This is a genomic window from Flagellimonas sp. (genome assembly GCF_965215805.1).
Lineage (GTDB): Bacteria > Bacteroidota > Bacteroidia > Flavobacteriales > Flavobacteriaceae > Flagellimonas.
Genome location: NZ_OZ244124.1, coordinates 3935529 through 3953240, shown reverse-complemented (window position 1 = coordinate 3953240; position 17712 = coordinate 3935529). Strand labels below are relative to the sequence as shown.

General features: G+C 42.0%; 11 protein-coding genes. All 11 read left to right on the top strand.

Annotated elements, in window-relative coordinates:
• The first annotated feature begins 65 nt into the window (after positions 1 to 65).
• The 11 genes from ACOOE0_RS17510 to ACOOE0_RS17460 all read left to right on the top strand — a co-directional run bounded on the left by ACOOE0_RS17510 (position 66) and on the right by ACOOE0_RS17460 (position 17709).
• Positions 66 to 3476, top strand: coding sequence for a hypothetical protein (locus tag ACOOE0_RS17510; protein ID WP_420400200.1), 3411 nt, complete (start codon positions 66 to 68; stop codon positions 3474 to 3476).
• 16 nt (positions 3477 to 3492) lie between these two features.
• Positions 3493 to 4785, top strand: coding sequence for a glycosyl hydrolase family 17 protein (locus ACOOE0_RS17505; protein WP_420400199.1), 1293 nt, complete (start codon positions 3493 to 3495; stop codon positions 4783 to 4785).
• A gap of 67 nt (positions 4786 to 4852) precedes the next feature.
• A complete protein-coding gene (locus tag ACOOE0_RS17500; protein WP_420400198.1) occupies positions 4853 to 6319 on the top strand; it encodes a glycoside hydrolase family 30 protein in 1467 nt (488 codons plus the stop codon).
• Positions 6320 to 6339: 20 nt separating this feature from the next.
• Positions 6340 to 7770, top strand: a complete 1431-nt coding sequence (locus ACOOE0_RS17495; protein WP_420400197.1) for an MFS transporter — start codon at positions 6340 to 6342, stop codon at positions 7768 to 7770.
• A gap of 37 nt (positions 7771 to 7807) precedes the next feature.
• The gene (locus ACOOE0_RS17490) at positions 7808 to 8443 is read left to right on the top strand and encodes a hypothetical protein (RefSeq protein WP_420400196.1); all 636 of its coding nucleotides are present in this window, start codon (positions 7808 to 7810) and stop codon (positions 8441 to 8443) included.
• A gap of 110 nt (positions 8444 to 8553) precedes the next feature.
• Positions 8554 to 9438: a glycosyl hydrolase family 17 protein gene (locus ACOOE0_RS17485; RefSeq protein ID WP_420400195.1), complete on the top strand. Its 885-nt coding sequence runs from the start codon at positions 8554 to 8556 to the stop codon at positions 9436 to 9438.
• A gap of 404 nt (positions 9439 to 9842) precedes the next feature.
• Positions 9843 to 10649 carry an endonuclease/exonuclease/phosphatase family protein gene (locus tag ACOOE0_RS17480; RefSeq protein ID WP_420400194.1) on the top strand — a complete coding sequence of 269 codons (807 nt, stop codon included), beginning with the start codon at positions 9843 to 9845 and terminating at the stop codon, positions 10647 to 10649.
• Between the two features lie 98 nt (positions 10650 to 10747).
• Positions 10748 to 12172 (top strand): sulfatase, encoded by a 1425-nt coding sequence (locus tag ACOOE0_RS17475; RefSeq protein WP_420400193.1) that lies wholly within the window; start codon positions 10748 to 10750, stop codon positions 12170 to 12172.
• Between the two features lie 120 nt (positions 12173 to 12292).
• Entirely contained in the window at positions 12293 to 12943 is a 651-nt protein-coding gene (locus tag ACOOE0_RS17470; protein ID WP_420400192.1) for an RNA polymerase sigma factor, read from the top strand.
• Between the two features lie 156 nt (positions 12944 to 13099).
• Positions 13100 to 14179: a FecR family protein gene (locus ACOOE0_RS17465; RefSeq protein WP_420400191.1), complete on the top strand. Its 1080-nt coding sequence runs from the start codon at positions 13100 to 13102 to the stop codon at positions 14177 to 14179.
• A 173-nt stretch (positions 14180 to 14352) separates the two neighbouring features.
• Complete coding sequence (locus tag ACOOE0_RS17460; RefSeq protein WP_420400190.1) at positions 14353 to 17709, top strand: SusC/RagA family TonB-linked outer membrane protein; 3357 nt, start codon at positions 14353 to 14355, stop codon at positions 17707 to 17709.
• Positions 17710 to 17712 lie beyond the last annotated feature (3 nt).

The following is a 17712-nucleotide window of genomic DNA, read 5'->3' as shown; positions in this document are numbered from 1 at the left end:
TATTGAATTTGATAATGATAAGTGAACCATCACTAAAAGAAACCAAAGCAGTTAATACCACAAAAATGGAACAGGTTCAAATAGGTAACGAGGGCTTTTTCAAGATTTCGGATAGCGATAAACTAAGGCCGTTCTTTATGAGCATTGTTAGTGATTCAGATCATTGGATGTTTATATCCAGCAATGGGGGACTTTCTGCTGGAAGAAAGAATACGGAGTATTCCCTGTTTCCATATTACACTGATGATAAGATTACAGAGTCTGCGGAGATTACTGGAAGCAAAACCATTGTTGTAGTGCATGCATCCGATGCTCCTGTAGTTTGGGAACCTTTTTCGGATCGGAATAAAGAGAAGTTTCATATCACCAGGAACTTATACAAGAGCGTATACGGTAACAAAATTCTGTTTGAAGAGGTTAACCATGATTTGGAACTGAAATTTAGTTATCAATGGAATTCCAGTGACCGGTATGGGTTTGTTCGGAAATCGTCTTTAGTCAACTTGAGCGACCAACAAATCAAAGTTTCTGTGCTGGATGGCGTCCAAAATCTAATTCCTTATGGGGTGGGTAGTGACCTTCAGAACAGGCAGAGTAATCTGGTGGATGCCTATAAACGAAGTGAATTAATTGAAAAACAAGGGGTTGGAATTTATGCCTTAAGCGCAATTATTGTGGACAGGGCGGAACCTAGTGAGGCCTTAAAGGCAAATATCGCTTGGTCCGTTGGTTTAAATGGTCCAAAGTATTTGCTTTCATCTCTTCAGCTCCATGATTTTAGAACAAAATATTCGGTACGGCAAGAAACAGATGTTAAGGCAGAAAAGGGAGCCTATTTGCTAAACTTCGACCTCTCGATGGGGCCAAAATCCAATAAAGATTGGATGATTGTACTGAATGTGAACCAGAATCATGGTTCCATAGCCAAAATTGTAGCTTCACTTGGAGATTCAGCTTCCCTTGTCAATAGTATAAACGCAGATATTGAGAATGGCACCAAACAGCTAATTGGGTTAACGGCGGCTTCAGATGGGCTGCAATACACATCGGATAGCTTACGGGACACCCGTCATTTTTCCAATACCCTCTTTAACATTATGCGAGGCGGTATTTTCGATGATGGCTATCGGATTGAGAAATGGGATTTCACGGATTACCTGTCCAAAGCCAATAAGGAAGTCTACCAAAACGCTGCAAATACCATTGCGGAATTGCCAGAAACATTTACCCTAGCTACACTTAAGAAAATAACTGAGCAAAGTACGGACAGGGATTTGGTTCGACTTTGTCTGGAATATATGCCCCTGAAGTTCAGTAGAAGACATGGAGATCCAAGTAGACCCTGGAACAGATTCTCCATTAACACAAGAAGCGAAGTGGATGGTTCCAAAATTCTGGATTACGAAGGAAACTGGCGTGATATTTTCCAAAATTGGGAGGCTCTTGCCCATTCTTATCCAGAATTTATTGAGAACATGATTCATAAATTCTTGAACGCCACCACCTTTGACGGATACAATCCTTATAGAATCACCAAGGGAGGGTTTGATTGGGAAATCGTGGAGCCGGATGACCCATGGTCCTATATTGGATACTGGGGGGATCATCAAATTATTTATTTGCTGAAATTCTTGGAGTTCATTCAAGATCATTACCCAGGCAAATTGGAGGGTTATTTTGATAAAGACCTGTTTGTTTATGCGAACGTGCCCTACAAAATCAAGAGTTTTGAGGAAATTGTAAATGACCCAAAGGATACCATTGAGTTTGATGACGAGCAGGATAAAAGCATTCGCCATAGAAGGACCCAACTCGGGGCTGATGGGGCTTTGCTGACTGCCAGCGACCTTAGCATACATCGAGCCAATTTCCTGGAAAAAATATTGGCAACGGTATTGTCCAAATTGTCCAACTTGGTTCCAGAAGGCGGGATATGGATGAATACCCAACGCCCAGAATGGAATGATGCGAACAACGCCCTTGTTGGTAATGGGGTGTCCATGGTTACCCTGTACTACTTGAGGAGGTTTCTAAAGTTCTTTGAAGAATTGTTGGATGGGTATGAAGTCACCGAAGTACCCGTATCGAATGAGGTGGGCGAGTTTTTTGAAAACATCCGTCAATGCCTGGATGGTCATCGCCATTTACTTTCTAAAAGTATAGAGGACAAGGAGCGATATCAAATTGTTGCGCAATTGGGTCAGGCTGGAAGCATGTTCCGATCAAACATCTATGAAAATTCTTTTTCTGGGGAACAGTCCCCGCTTTTGTTGGATGACCTAAAACATACCATATCAGTCGCCTTGGAATTTTTGGAACACTCCATCAGTGCCAACAAACGTCAAGATGGAATGTACCATGCCTATAACTTGATGACAATAAATGAAAATCAAACCGCTTCCATATCCTATTTGAGTGAAATGCTAGAGGGGCAGGTTGCAGTTTTAAGTTCGGGTTACCTAACAGCGGAACAAAACTTGGAAGTGTTGGATGGATTAAAAAAGAGCAAGCTGTTCCGACCGGATCAGTATAGCTATTTGCTGTACCCGAACAAGGAATTGCCTTCATTCATGGATAAAAATACTGTTCCCGAAAAGCAGGTCAAAACCTCAGAATTGCTTTCAGCATTGGTGCATGACGGCAACCTTACAATTATTGAAAAGGATGTCAATGGAGCGTATCATTTTAATGGCGATTTTAAAAACGCCACAGATTTGGAACGGGCACTTCTGGCCTTGTCCAATACTCCGTACGCCCATCTGGCCAACAAGGAATCTGGACTGCTACATCAAATTTTTGAAGAAGTATTCAACCATAAGGCATTTACTGGAAGATCAGGTACATTCTATGGATACGAGGGTCTGGGGTCCATCTATTGGCATATGGTGTCCAAATTGTTGTTGGCCGTTGTGGAATGTTCCGTGGAAGTCATAGGCAAAGGCTCGAACGAAATCGTAGTTGGTAAATTATTGGAACATTTCTATGAAATCAATGAAGGGATTGGGGTACACAAATCGCCAGAACTGTATGGCGCATTTCCCACTGACCCGTATTCCCACACTCCCGCGGGAAAAGGAGCCCAGCAGCCGGGGATGACAGGACAGGTAAAAGAGGACATCTTGAGCAGGTTTGGCGAATTGGGAGTTTTTGTAGCCGATGGAAGACTAAAGTTTGACCCCGTATTGCTTAGAAAGAGTGAATTTTTGGAGGCATCCACCAGCTTCCATTTTGTGGATGTAAATGAGCAACAAAGGAAAATACAGCTGGAAAAGAATTCCCTTTGCTTTACATATTGTCAGGTTCCCATCATTTATAACATTTCGGAAGAAGAAACCGTGGTTGTGCTGGATAAAAACAATAACAAAACCATGTTTGATTCCCTAAGCCTTGACTTGCAGCATAGTATAGAGCTGTTTAAAAGAAGCGATGAAATTCGGTACATCATTGTTAACCTAAAGGAAACGAGATTAAGATGAATGAAAAAATCGTATTATGAAGTCAGCAGTAAAAGTGTTTCTTGTATTTCTGGTCATTTTGGTGACACAGGCCTGCAAGGAGAAAAAAAATAGTACAGAAGATCATCAATCCAAAACACCACAAGAAGTGACAGCAAAAGATATTTTAGGCAATCCAAACTATTTGGCCATTTCTTATGGCGGATACCGCGCTATTTCCAGAGATGTACAACCTACCTTGGACGAACTCAAGGAAGACATGAGGCTGTTGTCGGCCATGGGCATTAAAGTTGTTCGCACCTATAACGTGCAGTTACAGCAAGCTTCCAACTTGCTCAAGGCCATTCGGGAAATGAAGGAAGAAGATCCCAACTTTGAAATGTATGTGATGCTTGGCGCATGGATAGATTGTAAAAACGCATGGACGGACAAGGAACCGGACCACCATGTGGAAAGCGAGCAGAATGAAGCAGAAATTGGTAGGGCAGTGGCATTGGCCAACGCTTATCCGGACATTGTAAAAATTATTGCTGTGGGCAATGAGGCCATGGTAAAATGGGCCACTAGTTATTATGTGCAACCCAGCGTGATATTAAAATGGGTGAACCATTTGCAAGGACTCAAGAAAGAAGGGAAGCTTCCCGAAAGTCTATGGATTACCAGCTCCGATGATTTTGCTTCTTGGGGTGGGGGAGACCCAGAGTACCATACCCAGGATTTGGAAGCCCTTATCAAGGCAGTGGACTACATTTCCATGCACACCTATGCGTACCACAATACGCACTACAATCCTGAATTCTGGGGTGTTCCTGAAGATGAGGAAAACCTGGTTGATATAGCTAAAATTGAAGGTGCCATGTTGAGGGCAAAATCATTTGCAATGTCGCAGTACGAAGCTGTCACCCAGCATATGAAAAGTTTGGGTGTGGATAAACCGGTTCATATTGGTGAAACAGGTTGGGCCACCGTTTCCAACGGACAATATGGGCCCAAAGGCTCAAAAGCCACAGACGAGTTTAAAGAGGCTTTGTACCATAAACATATGCGGGAATGGACCAACAAGGCTGGAATTTCCTGTTTCTATTTTGAGGCGTTCAATGAAAAATGGAAGGATGCCCATAACAAGCAAGGTTCAGAGAACCACTTTGGGCTCTTTACCCTGGAAGGTCAAGCTAAATATGCCCTTTGGGATTTAGTGGATCAAGGCGTATTTGATGGATTGACCCGCAATGGAAATCCAATAACCAAGACGTATAATGGAGATTTGGAAGCGCTTATGGCGGATGTACTGGTTCCCCCGTTGAAGAGAGAACAGGCTGTCTCCCAATAGGTTCAAATATCATAACCTGAGGTGAATAGGCCGTTTACTGGAATTTAAATGCTTAACTAAGGCGGTAATGGTAAAATCATACAAAACGAAACATCTGGAGGTTGAGGTCTATGAAACGTCCTCAGAAGGACATCAATTGTCCAGGACCTTAGCTGTGGACAAAGTAGAGGATGGAGCCATAATCAAACTTTTACCAGGGAAGCAATATCAAACCATAACTGGTTTTGGGGGGTCCTTTACCCAAGCTTCGGCCTATTTGCTCAATCAGTTGGGAGAAGAGAATCGTAAAAGGATCATTGACGCCTATTTTGGGCCAGACGGAGCGCAATATTCCCTGACCAGGACTCATATGAATTCCTGTGATTTTTCATTGCGCAATTACTCCTATGCACCCGTGGAAGGAGATGTAAAATTGGAGTATTTTACCATAGAAGAAGATAAGGCTGATATCATTCCAATGATCAAAGAAGCCATGGCGGTGTCTAGGGATGGATTTAAGATTATTTCTTCCCCTTGGTCAGCACCACCATGGATGAAAGACAATAAAGATTGGCGGGGAGGTAAACTCTTACCGGAATATTTCGATACTTGGGCGCTCTTTTATTCCAAATATGTGGATGCCTTTAAGGCCGAGGGCATCGATATTTGGGGTTTTACCGTGGAGAATGAACCCTTGGGCAATGGCAACAACTGGGAAAGTATGCACTTTTCACCCACTGAAATGACGCATTTTGTGCAGCATCATTTGGGGCCTAAATTGGAAGCAGAAGGTAAGAGCCATATTAAGATATTCGGGTACGACCAAAACAGGGAACATTTGAAGGATTGGGTAGATGGAATGTTCCAATCCAAAGAGAGCTCCAGATACTATGATGGCACGGCCATTCATTGGTATGCCAGTACCTTTGAAGTATTCCCCGAAGCCTTGCAGTATGCCCATCACAAGGCTCCAAACAAGCACCTGATTCAAACGGAGGCTTGCGTGGATGCCCAGACGCCCAAATGGAAGGACGATGCGTGGTATTGGTCTCAGGAAGCAACGGACTGGGGATGGAACTGGGCACCCGAAAAAGATAAACAGCTGCATCCCAAATATGTACCGGTCTTCAGATATGCCAGGGATATTATTGGATGTTTGAACAACTGGGTGGATGGCTGGATTGATTGGAACATGGTATTGGACAGGCAGGGCGGCCCCAATTGGTTCAAAAATTGGTGCGTGGCCCCGGTTATAGTAGATCTAGCCAAAGATGAGGTTTATTTCACTCCCTTGTATTACACCATGACCCACTTCAGCAGGTACATACGACCTGGTGCCATACGGATAGGATTTGAAAATTCCAATCGGGATTTACAGGTGACGGCAGTGAAGAACCCTAATGACAACATAGCTGTAGTTGTTTTCAACGAAAACCCGGAAGCTAAGACTTTTTTGTTGGATTTGTATGAACAATCAGTGCCGATGAAAATACGTGGTAAAGCCTTGCAAACCATCATTATTGCTAACGATTCTAACAAAGACCAAACCAACTAATACTAACTAAAACAACAATTATGTCAAACGTAAAAACCATCAAAACAGATAGGGTCCCCTTGGGGCAAAAAGCCGCTTTTGGAGCAGGGCATTTGGTTTTGAACTTATATCCCGGTGCCTTGGGATTCTTTATGTTCTTTTTATTGACCGCATTTGGCATGGATCCATTTTTGGCTGGACTTTTAGGGGGGTTACCTCGATTTTTTGATGCCATCACGGATCCAATTATGGGATTTATTTCGGACAACACAAGCTCAAAATGGGGTAGAAGAAGGCCTTACATCCTAGTTGGGGGCATCATAAGTGCCATCACTTTTGTGCTGCTTTGGCAACTTGATGAAAACAACTCCTCAAACTACAATTTTTGGTATTTCCTTATTATGTCCATGGTTTTTCTTATCGGAAATACCATGTTTGCCACCCCCTTGGTCGGGTTGGGTTACGAAATGACCTCTGATTATAACGAAAGGACACGTTTGATGGCATTTTCACAAACTGTGGGTTTGTTGGCTTGGGTTATTGTTCCTTGGTTTTGGGTGATCATTGCAGACCCGGATATTTTTAGCAATCAAGCCGAAGGGGTACGGACAATGGCCATTTATGTTGGAGCAGCATGTTTGCTACTTGGACTTTTGCCAGCAATTTTTTGTAGGGGTATAGATGCATCCCATATGGGAAACAGAAAAAAGTTAACCTTTACCTCAATATTTAGTAATTTGAAAGACTTGTTGGTCAGCATAAAAGAGGCTGTAAAGAATAGGCCTTTCATGAAACTATGTGGCGCTACCTTTTTAGTATTTAATGGGTATCAAATTGTAGCATCCTTTAGTTTTTTCATTTTTGTTTTTTACATATTTAATGGAAGCTATGAGGCCACCGCAACCTGGCCAGCTTGGTTTAGCTCCATCGGGGCATTGGTATCGGCCTTTTTGGTGATTCCCATTGTGTCGGCCATGGCAACCAAATGGGGTAAAAAGAAAGCTTTTATTATTTCAACGGCCCTGTCCATTGTTGGATATCTTTTGAAGTGGTGGGCGTTCACCCCAGATAATATTTGGCTGTCCTTTATTCCCATTCCATTAATGTCATTTGGTTTGGGAAGTTTGTTCACGTTGATGATGAGTATGACGGCGGACGTATGTGACCTGGATGAACTTAGAAATGGTATGCCTCGGAAAGAAGGTACATTTGGAGCCTTATACTGGTGGGTGGTGAAACTTGGTCAGGGTTTGGCGCTGGTTTTGGGAGGTTTGGTATTAAAGATCATTGGATTTGATGGAAATGCGGCCACCCAAACAGTAGAAACTTTGACCAAATTAAGAATTGCAGATATCATTATTCCCGTAGTTACAGCTGCTTTGGCCATTTGGGTAATGTGGAAATACAGCTTGTCCGAGGAAAGGGCAAAAGAAATTAAAGCACAACTGGAAGAAAGAAGAGGAGTTTTATAAGGCTTTGAAGGATTGATTAATAGAAAAAAACAATAAGATGTCAACGAAATTAGTAATTATATCAGTAGGGATTTTGCTTGTGCTCATTGCCATACTTGGCAATAGAAAAGGAAACTCGGATAAGGGGTTTCTCGGCAGCAAGCTGGTAATGTCCTTCGGAATCATTGGAGTTTTGATGGTTATGTACGGAAGCTACTCATCCGAACTTGTAAACTTTAATACGCAAATGGAGCAAGTTTCCATCGGCAACAAATTAAAGGTAAGTGGACCCGTTGATGCGGTAAAGGTGGTGTCGCCAATCGAGAAAGATTCTGTGGATTGTCGCATTTTAACCATGGGCGTCTACCCCGAAGGTCATACCAAGGATATTTGGGTTGTCATCAGGCCTACCGATGACCGATATTATCCGCAATCCGATCACACCAATACATCATACAAAAGAGATGGGGAATGGCAGGTTGTTACCCGATTTGGAGGGGATAAAGGGGAGGCATACGATTTGATCATATATGAAGCGGATGCAGCGGCTTCCTCATTTTTTAGTTCCACAATAGCCAATTGGAAGGAAGTGGATGAATATCCTGGCCTCCAATTGGAAGAAATGCCAACTGGAGCAAAAGAGGTGGAGCGGCTTGTGATTTACACCAGTAAAAACTGCAGGGGCGTTTTCTAATAACTGTTTAATTACGGTTAGAATTGGAATCTGAAGAAAAAAGGAAGAGCCCATCGGTTGAAAGGAAGCAAAACTAACTAAGGGATACAAAACAAAATCAAAGAACCACTATGTCATATAAAGCAGAACGATTTCTCAATCTAGCTTCATTGGATTATGCTGGGAAAAGTGAAAAAGAGCTAAAGCTATTGTGCAGGGAAGTTTTAAAGGAAGGTATGCACGGTCTTTGTTTTAGTCCCTATATGGAAAATCAGCAACCTGGGGACCAGATTTCCGAGGAGCAGATCCATCGCCGCATGAAGATAATTCAGCCGTATACCAAATGGATTAGATCCTTCTCTTGTACCGATGGGAATGAGGCCATACCAAGAATTGCCAAACAATATGGCATTAAGACCATGGTAGGGGCATGGTTGGGCGATAACCCGGAAATCAACGAAAAGGAAATAGCAGGGCTCATCAAATTGGCCAATGAAGGCTATGTGGATATTGCGGCCGTGGGTAACGAGGTAATGTATCGAGGAGACCTAACCGAAGAGCAATTATTGGACTTTATCTATTTGGTGAAAGATGCCATTCCCAACATAACGGTTGGTTATGTGGATGCCTATTATGAGTTTGTGGATCATCCTCGGATTACGGACGCCTGCGATATCATTCTAGCCAATTGCTACCCATTTTGGGAAGGCTGCGATTTGGATTATTCTTTGTTGTACATGAAAGATATGTATCAGCGGGCATTGAGAGCAGGGAATGGTAAAAAAGTGATTGTATCAGAAACCGGTTGGCCCAGCCAGGGAACCAATTTGGAGGGGGCATTTCCCTCCTTTGAAAATTTCATGAAGTATTTTATGAATACCCAAAAATGGTCCATGGAAGAAGATGTTGAAATATTTTATTTCTCTTCTTTTGATGAGTCATGGAAAGTAGGGGCCGAGGGAGATGTTGGAGCCTATTGGGGCTTATGGGACAAAGATGAAAACTTAAAATTCTAGTCGTTCCAAATCTGAACAAGGCTCGCTGGATCAATTTTTCAAAGAAGGATTCATAGCTGGCTGCCCTTACTATTGGATTTTTCTTACTTTTTCCATCTGCGCCAAAATTCCTTTTTCAAAGCTAAAGCTAGTTGAATTAGCGCAGTGAAGCTACATTGCCTAGGACTCTGATATTGTTTGACATGTAATATGTGTTAACGTACACATTTTTTCTTATATTGCATGCGAACCTTGACTTTGGAGCAAGAATTCTTGCACTAAATCAACCAAAAAAAGAAACGTATTCCAGAAGATAATTCATGGAAATTGGGAACAACAATAGCTCCACAGTTGTTATTGATGTCTCCATTAGTGCCTTCGGTCTAATTATTTCCGTCTTCTTTTATCAATTAATTAAATTTTAAATGGAAATAGGAAAAATGGGTTTTAGAATCCTTTTGGTTATTGTGTCAATTTCGGTGGCTTTACCGATTTCAGCACAAACCAAAACCAAAGCTTCAAAAACTGTCAAAGTGCTTTCCTTCAATGTCTTTGGCGGCAGAACCACAAAAGGGGATTTGAATTTTGAAGTTGTGGCCAAGGTAATTCGGGACGTGAACCCAGATTTGGTTGCCTTGCAGGAGGTGGATTATAATGTTAATCGATCTAGAAAGGTGGATTTGGCTACCGAATTGGGCTGGCGAACCAAGCTCATACCCATCTTTGCCCGCGCCATGTACTATGACGGAGGAGAATATGGGGAGGGAGTATTGTCAAGATATTCATTCTTGACAACCCGAAGCGTTCCGCTTCCGAACATTGAAGGACAGGAACCTCGCACAGCTCTGGAAGTGGTTGTTGAGCTGCCATCGAGGGATACCATAGCCTTTGTGGGCACCCATTTTGCACATGAAGGACCGGCCGGAAGGGAGCTTCAGGCCAAGGCATTGAATGAAGTTTTTACCAAAAATAAATACCCGACCATTTTGGCCGGTGATCTAAATGCAAGACCAGGAAGCAAAACCATAACAATTTTGGAAGAGTTTTGGGAACCTACCTATGACAGGGAAAACCCAGAGCCTACTTCTCCTTCGCATGATCCCAAATCAAAGATTGATTATATCATGTTTTACCCTAAAAATAAATGGAGGGTAGTGGACAAGGAAATTATTGTGGATACCTATGCTTCGGATCACTGTGCATATTTGGTGACCTTGGAGCTTTTGGATTGATTTGACCAAGTATTAAGGTTGGAATAGGTAGAAATAAACGCAAGAGAGAACAAAACAAGAAAATGATAGTAAAATCCATCAAAATAACAATATGTCTTATGGCATTGTTGGTTGGGTGTAAACCGAACCAAAATACAGTGGCTAAAAAGACCAACGTTGTGTTTATTTTGGTGGACGACCTAGGGTGGAGAGATCTGGGCTGTTATGGCAGTACATTTTACGAGACTCCCAACATTGACAAACTAGCCCAATCAAGTGCCGTATTTACCAACGCCTATGCTGCAAGTCCTGTCTGCTCCCCAACCCGGGCCGCGATTTTGACAGGTAAGCATCCCACTCGAGTTGGAATCACGGATTGGATTCCTGGGTTTGATCCCAAAAACAGGACACTTTTGGGCCCCAATGACATGCATCAATTGCCCTTGGAAGAAACAACCTGGGCAGAGGCCTTGAAGCAAGAAGGGTATCAGACCTTTTTTGCTGGAAAATGGCATTTAGGGGATGAAGGTTTTTTTCCCGAAGACCAGGGATTTGACATTAACAAAGGCGGGCACCATATGGGGCAACCTCCAGGGGGGTATTACTCACCCTATAAAAATCCCAAACTTTCCGATGGCCCGGAAGGCGAATACTTAACGGATAGATTGGTAGACGAATCCTTGGAATTCATGGAAGCCAATCAGGAGAATCCGTTTCTGCTATACCTATCCTTATATACCGTACACACGCCAATTCAAGCTAGTAAAAGACATTTGGAAAAGTTCAGGATAAAACGACGGTCCCTTGCCGATTCCATTCCCCATATTGCAAATGAAGGTCAAGGCTTTACTACCCAAGGCCAAACCAATGCGGAATATGCTTCCATGGTATATGCCATGGACGAAAATGTTGGAAGGATTTTGAACCGACTTGAAGAGCTTGACTTGATGGACAACACGCTACTGGTTTTCACCTCGGACAATGGAGGTCTGTCTACAGTGGCAAATGCTAATTGGGTAGCACCCACCGATGTTCTACCCTTGCGCGCTGGTAAAGGTTGGGCCTATGAAGGTGGCATCCGGATTCCGTTGATTATCAAAAAACCCGACACCGATAAGGGCTTGGTTATTGAAACCCCGGTGAATAGCATGGATCTGTACCCCACGGTCCTGAGTACGTTGAAATTAGAGGCAAGACCGGTGCAGCACCAGGACGGGATAGACTTAACTGGGTTATGGGAGAATGGAGCAGAAGAAGTTCATGATGTCCTTTTTTGGGATTTCCCGCACTATCACGGGAGTGCTTGGACTCCTGGATGCGCCCTTAGGAAAGGAGATTGGAAAGTGATTCAATTCTATGAGGAAAATAGAATGGAACTGTATAATTTGAAAGAGGATATTGGAGAGCAGAACGACTTGGCAGAGGTAAATCCTGAAAAGCTTGGAGAGCTACTGAATGAATTGGAAAAAATGAAAGCAAAATTGGGTGCGAAAGCCCCAATTGAAAACACAAATAATAAAACTAATAGCAAAATTGAACTTTGATGACCTTTTTTTGAGTACCTTATATGTGCACAAGTCAGGTCGTCAATAAAGCATCCTACAAAACAGAGGAAGACTTTAGAGAACAAACTTGAACAACCACAACTAACTAACTAACTTAACATGGCTTCACCTAACTTAAGTGCAGCTGCAAAAATTCATCGGATAACAGGCAATTCGAAACCAAAATCGGATACCTGTAACTTTGATGCTTCCAAGGAATGGAAATTGTTTTGTGATGGTAGCGAAGCTGCATTTGTAAAGATCTACAATCACTATTTCCACATGTTGTACAATCTTGGCCGGCAATTTTCTGGAGATACGGAGTTATTGAAGGATGTATTACAGGAAACCTTTATCAAGATTCGGGAAAAAAGGGGCAAACTTCATAAAGTAGTTTCTGCAAAGGCCTTTCTTATTAAATGTTACAGGAATAACATTCTATCCGAACAGAAAAAGCGGAAAAAGAATATGACCTTGAATTTTTCAGCGACACCCTATGCGTTCCATTTAACCCCTTCCCATGAGAGTGTCCTGATCAATAGACGCTTTAAGTCAGATCAAATAAAATTGATCCAGGATTCCCTCAACAAACTTACCCGAAGGCAAAGGGAGGCTATTTATTACCTTTATTATAATGGGCTTACTTATGACCAAATAAAGGATGTAATGGGTTTTTCCAGTGTAAGGGCGGCCCGAAACTTAATTTATAGATCCTTGACCGAGTTGAAAAAACAGGTTGAAATTTTGGGAGAACCCAAAAAAATAGGGTAAAAGCGTTGTTTAGCGCCATTTAATTCAAAATTCAAGCAACTTTTTTTATTTCCAATTAAAAACTGTAGTTGCTTAATAATCAATAGTTAACATTAAGGAAACCTATAAAATGACAACATAAGTCTTAAAATTTTGTAAAAAAGGCAATTTTTTTTGATGTCATTTAACCTTTTCTTAAGTCTTTATAATACAGGAGAACACCAAATGGATTATCACGAGTATGAACTTGAGGATTTTTTAGCCGATTCTGAATTTCGGGATTGGGTAACTAAACCCAATAGATCTTCACATTTTTTCTGGAAAAACTGGTTGGCTGCAAACCCTTCCAAAAGAGATACGGTATTAGCGGCCAAGGAGATTCTTCTTTCCCTTAGCTTTCATCTGGACAATGAGTTGGATGGTAAGGCAAGGGAGGAACTTCTTACGTCCATTTTGGGCAAAAGAAATCTTATTCCAAAAAGTAACGGGAGTAGTTTAATGTCCTTTGTTCTTCCCTTGGTGGCATGTGGATTACTGTTCTTTGGCTTGGTTATAGGAATGCGGATGTCCGCAACAACAGAGTTGGTACCAACCACCCAGTCCATCACCTATTTGGAAAAAGAAAACCTGAGGGGAAAAAAATCAAGAATTACCCTTCCCGATGGCACAACCGTATACCTTAATAATAATAGTAGGATCAAATATGCCTCCAGATTTGTCAATGAAAGACAAGTTTATTTGGAGGGTGAGGCCTACTTTGAGGTAGAAAAGGACCCAACCAAACCTTTTTTGGTTAAATCCAATGGATTGGTAACCAGGGCTTTGGGTACTGCTTTTAATGTGAAGGCACACAAGGGAAAGAAAGTGGAAGTTGGATTGGTGGAAGGTAAAATTTCCGTTGCTCCTGTGCTCGAGGACAAGAAAGTTGGAATCATTGACAGCCCGGGCGGAAAGGCCACTTTTACCTCAGAAGATGGGGAACTCAACTTTTCAGCCTATGCCGATATGGACTTTTATAAGTGGACCAAACGAACTTTGGTCTTTAAGGCCGCTGGTTTTGATGAAATTGAGGAGACCCTCGAAAACTGGTACGACGTGAACATTACTGTTCGAAATCTGAAGAGGCGTGTTACCTATACAGGTGAATTTCCAAGCGAAAGCCTGGAAAGTGTTTTGGCAAGGATAGCCTTCGTGGAAAAATTCTCATTTAGGATAGATGAGGAAGACGAAAGAGAGGTAACGATCTATTTTAAGTAGCGAAAAATGGAACTTAAACAATTTGAAATAATAACCACTAAAACTTAAACGTATGAAAATGAAAAGCTACCCGTAAAAAATAAGTTTGCTCCAAAGAAAATGGCACTTTCGATGGAGGCAAACTTATCATCAAAAGTTCAATTAAAGTATATCAACTAAACCGATGTAAAAGTATGAAATTTAAACTATCTAAAACAGTCGCTATGCTCTCTAGGATATTTATTTTGCAAATGGTGTTCTGCTATTTTGCAATGGCTAATGAGGGGTATACGCAAAGTATGAAGGACACCTACCTTGAGTGGAACTCAGACCGACAGGTGAAGGTATTGGATGTCTTTGAAGAAATCGAGAACCAATCTGCGTTCAAATTCAATTACGACGAGAATGATGTGAACAGGAGGACAAAGTTCCAAATTGCCCTGGGTACCCATTCCGTGTACGACTTGTTGGAGCAGATAAGTAAAGAAGCTTCCTTGAATTTTAGAAGGATGAACAGCACTATTGCTGTGACGCCAAGACTCGAAGAAGCTGCTCCCGAAATTATTGAAAAAGTCGTTCAACAAACCGTGACAGGAAACGTTACAGATGACACGGGAGCACCTTTACCTGGGGTAAACGTTGTGGAAAAGGGAACGTCAAACGGTACATCTACCGATTTTGATGGAAACTATACCATTTCGGTTTCAAGTGGTGCAGTACTAGTGTTTACTTCCTTAGGTTTCACGGCCCAAGAAGTCCCCGTTGGCGGACAATCAACTGTTAATGTGTCTATGAGCGAAGACGCAGAGCAATTGGGAGAAGTGGTGGTAACCGCTTTGGGTATCAAAAGGGAAGAAAAAACCCTGACCTATGCCCAACAAACCGTGGATGCCGATGAGATTACAAAAACAAGAGATGTTAACTTCCTTAATAGTATCAACGGTAAAACCGCTGGTGTGGAAATCAAGAAAAGTAGCTCAGGTGCAGGTGGATCCACCAAAATTGTACTTAGAGGTAACAAATCTTTGACCGGGGACAGTACCCCATTATTCGTAATTGATGGTATTCCTTTGGCGAACAACCGTGGCGGTCAGCCCGGTATGTGGGGTGGAACTGATTCCGGAGACGGTATTTCAGCCTTAAACCCAGATGATATTGCCAGTATCAGTATCCTTAGAGGAGCAAACGCCGCCCTACTTTATGGTAGTGCTGGTGCCAATGGGGTGGTATTGATCACCACCAAAGAAGGACAAGCTGGTAAAACAACAGTGTCGCTAAACTCTGGGGTGACGTTTGAAAGCGTTATTGAGTTACCAGACCTTCAATTTAGGTATGGAGCAATAGGAGAGGCCAAAGAAAGCTGGGATACCACTCCTGGAAATTATGCCAGTGGCTATGTGGATGACTTCTTCTCCACGGGAGCCAACTGGATCAACTCTCTTTCCGTAAGTGGAGGGAATGACAGAACAACAGCTTATTTCTCTTATTCCAATACTACGGCAACTGGGATAACTCCTGATAACACCTATTCTAGAAATAATGTGTCGTTTAAGCAGTCTACCAAGCTATTGAATGATAAATTGACCGTAAGTTCAAATATCATCCTGTCCATAGAAAATTCAGAAAACAGATTGCCTGCAGGATATTACCTTAACCCATTAACGGGTCTTTATTTCTTCCCAAGGAATCGTGATTTTGAAGATACTAGGGTCAACTACCAGATTTTTGATGAAAGTAGAAATCTAATGGCCCAAAACTGGTTTGTAAATGATCACCATCAGTCCAATCCCTATTGGATAATAAACAACCAACCAAGAGATCAGAACAACAGAAGGGTGATTGCCAATTTAACCTTGAACTATCAGTTGGCGGATGCACTTAACCTTCAGGTTAGGGGTAATTACGATTACGCCAATGTTACAAGGGAGCAAAAGCATGCTGCTACTTCCAACCCAACCAATGTGAACATCAATGGTACTTGGGATTATCACAAGTATGAAGATCGTTTGATCTATACCGATGCCATATTGACTTATGATTCTGATTTATCTGATGACTTTAGTCTAACAGCACTTGTGGGAGGTAGTTATACAGAAACTGATTATGGAGATGGTGTAAGGGTTACTCCAAGTAGTGGTAACGGACTCATTTATCCAAATGAATTTAATTTCCAGAATTTGGCCTTGACTCAGACGCCAGTTCGTTCCGTAACCAATGGAGTCATCAAGAAGCAAGGTCTGTTTGCCAATGCCACATTGGGATATAAAGAAATGCTATTCTTGGATTTGGGTGGAAGAAATGACTGGGCTTCGACCTTGGCACTTACAGGAAATGATTCCTACTTCTATCCGTCCGTAGGTTTAACTGCTATCGTTAGTGAAATGTTTGAAATGCCAGAGGCCATCAGTTTTGCAAAATTCAGGGTTTCACAAACCCAGGTGGCCAATGAGGTGCCTTTTAACAGGATCAATCCTCAAAACAGTATTTCCGATCCAGTTGGTAGTTTAACGCGTAATACGACCAAGCCGTTTACAGATGCTGAACCGGAAATCATTACAAGTACCGAGATTGGTGCAGATTGGCGTTTCTTCGGTAATAGATTGGGAATTGATTTCACCTATTACCATATTAAATCTGAAGACCAGTTTATTACAGTTCCTTTGGATGCATCAGATCCAGAGTCTGAAGGTAGATACACCCAGAAATTCATTAATGCTGGTGAAATTGTAAACAAAGGAATCGAGGTTTCGTTGAATGGTACTCCAATTCGAAATGACAACTTTGAGTGGAATACAGCTTTCAACATTACAAGGAACAGAAGTGAGATTGTGGATATAGGCCCAGATGACGAAAGAATCATTGATTTGGGATCATCTGAAGGCTATAGATCTAGATTGGTTGAAGGCGGACGATTCAACGATTTGTATGTGTTGAAATTCCGTAGGGATGACCAAGGAAGAATCCTATTCGATGATAATGGTAATCCTCTTAGAACCCAAGATTATGAATTGATTGGTAATCTGGATCCTGACTTTACCTTAGGTTGGAACAATACAGTATCCTTTGGAAGATGGAGCGCAAGTGCCTTGATCAACGCAGTATTTGGCGGGGAGGTATTTAGCCAAACCGAATCCATGTTGGATGGAGCAGGAGTATCAGAGCGTACGGCTGCTGCCAGAGATGCGGGAAGTGTTGCGGTTAATGGTGTTGTAGAATCTTCGGGTGCTGCAGTAACCAGTGTAGATCCAGAACAATGGTTCCGTTTCATCGGAGACCGTAATGGTGTAGGAGAAGCTTATGTGTATGACAGAACCAATATTAGATTGGCGCAATTGTCTTTGGCCTATGATATCAACTTGGCCAAATTGAACATGCCTTTCATACAATCAGCTTCCATTGCCTTCATCGGCAACAACCTATTCTTCTTTAAAAAAGATGCACCATTTGATCCGGAATTGGCCATGAGTACCAATAGAAACTCTGTTGGATTGGATAACTTCAATCTACCTTCTACAAGGAATTATGGACTGAACCTTAAAGTAACTTTTTAAAAA

What these genes read in the sequence shown, in the direction of transcription:
- ACOOE0_RS17475 (WP_420400193.1), top strand. Translation starts at nt 10,748, where the DNA reads ATGGCATTGTTGGTTGGGTGTAAACCGAACCAAAATACAGTGGCTAAA.
- ACOOE0_RS17465 (WP_420400191.1), top strand. Translation starts at nt 13,100, where the DNA reads ATGTCATTTAACCTTTTCTTAAGTCTTTATAATACAGGAGAACACCAA.
- ACOOE0_RS17490 (WP_420400196.1), top strand. Translation starts at nt 7,808, where the DNA reads ATGTCAACGAAATTAGTAATTATATCAGTAGGGATTTTGCTTGTGCTC.
- ACOOE0_RS17500 (WP_420400198.1), top strand. Translation starts at nt 4,853, where the DNA reads ATGGTAAAATCATACAAAACGAAACATCTGGAGGTTGAGGTCTATGAA.
- ACOOE0_RS17495 (WP_420400197.1), top strand. Translation starts at nt 6,340, where the DNA reads ATGTCAAACGTAAAAACCATCAAAACAGATAGGGTCCCCTTGGGGCAA.
- ACOOE0_RS17485 (WP_420400195.1), top strand. Translation starts at nt 8,554, where the DNA reads ATGTCATATAAAGCAGAACGATTTCTCAATCTAGCTTCATTGGATTAT.
- ACOOE0_RS17510 (WP_420400200.1), top strand. Translation starts at nt 66, where the DNA reads ATGGAACAGGTTCAAATAGGTAACGAGGGCTTTTTCAAGATTTCGGAT.
- ACOOE0_RS17470 (WP_420400192.1), top strand. Translation starts at nt 12,293, where the DNA reads ATGGCTTCACCTAACTTAAGTGCAGCTGCAAAAATTCATCGGATAACA.
- ACOOE0_RS17460 (WP_420400190.1), top strand. Translation starts at nt 14,353, where the DNA reads ATGAAATTTAAACTATCTAAAACAGTCGCTATGCTCTCTAGGATATTT.
- ACOOE0_RS17505 (WP_420400199.1), top strand. Translation starts at nt 3,493, where the DNA reads ATGAAGTCAGCAGTAAAAGTGTTTCTTGTATTTCTGGTCATTTTGGTG.
- ACOOE0_RS17480 (WP_420400194.1), top strand. Translation starts at nt 9,843, where the DNA reads ATGGAAATAGGAAAAATGGGTTTTAGAATCCTTTTGGTTATTGTGTCA.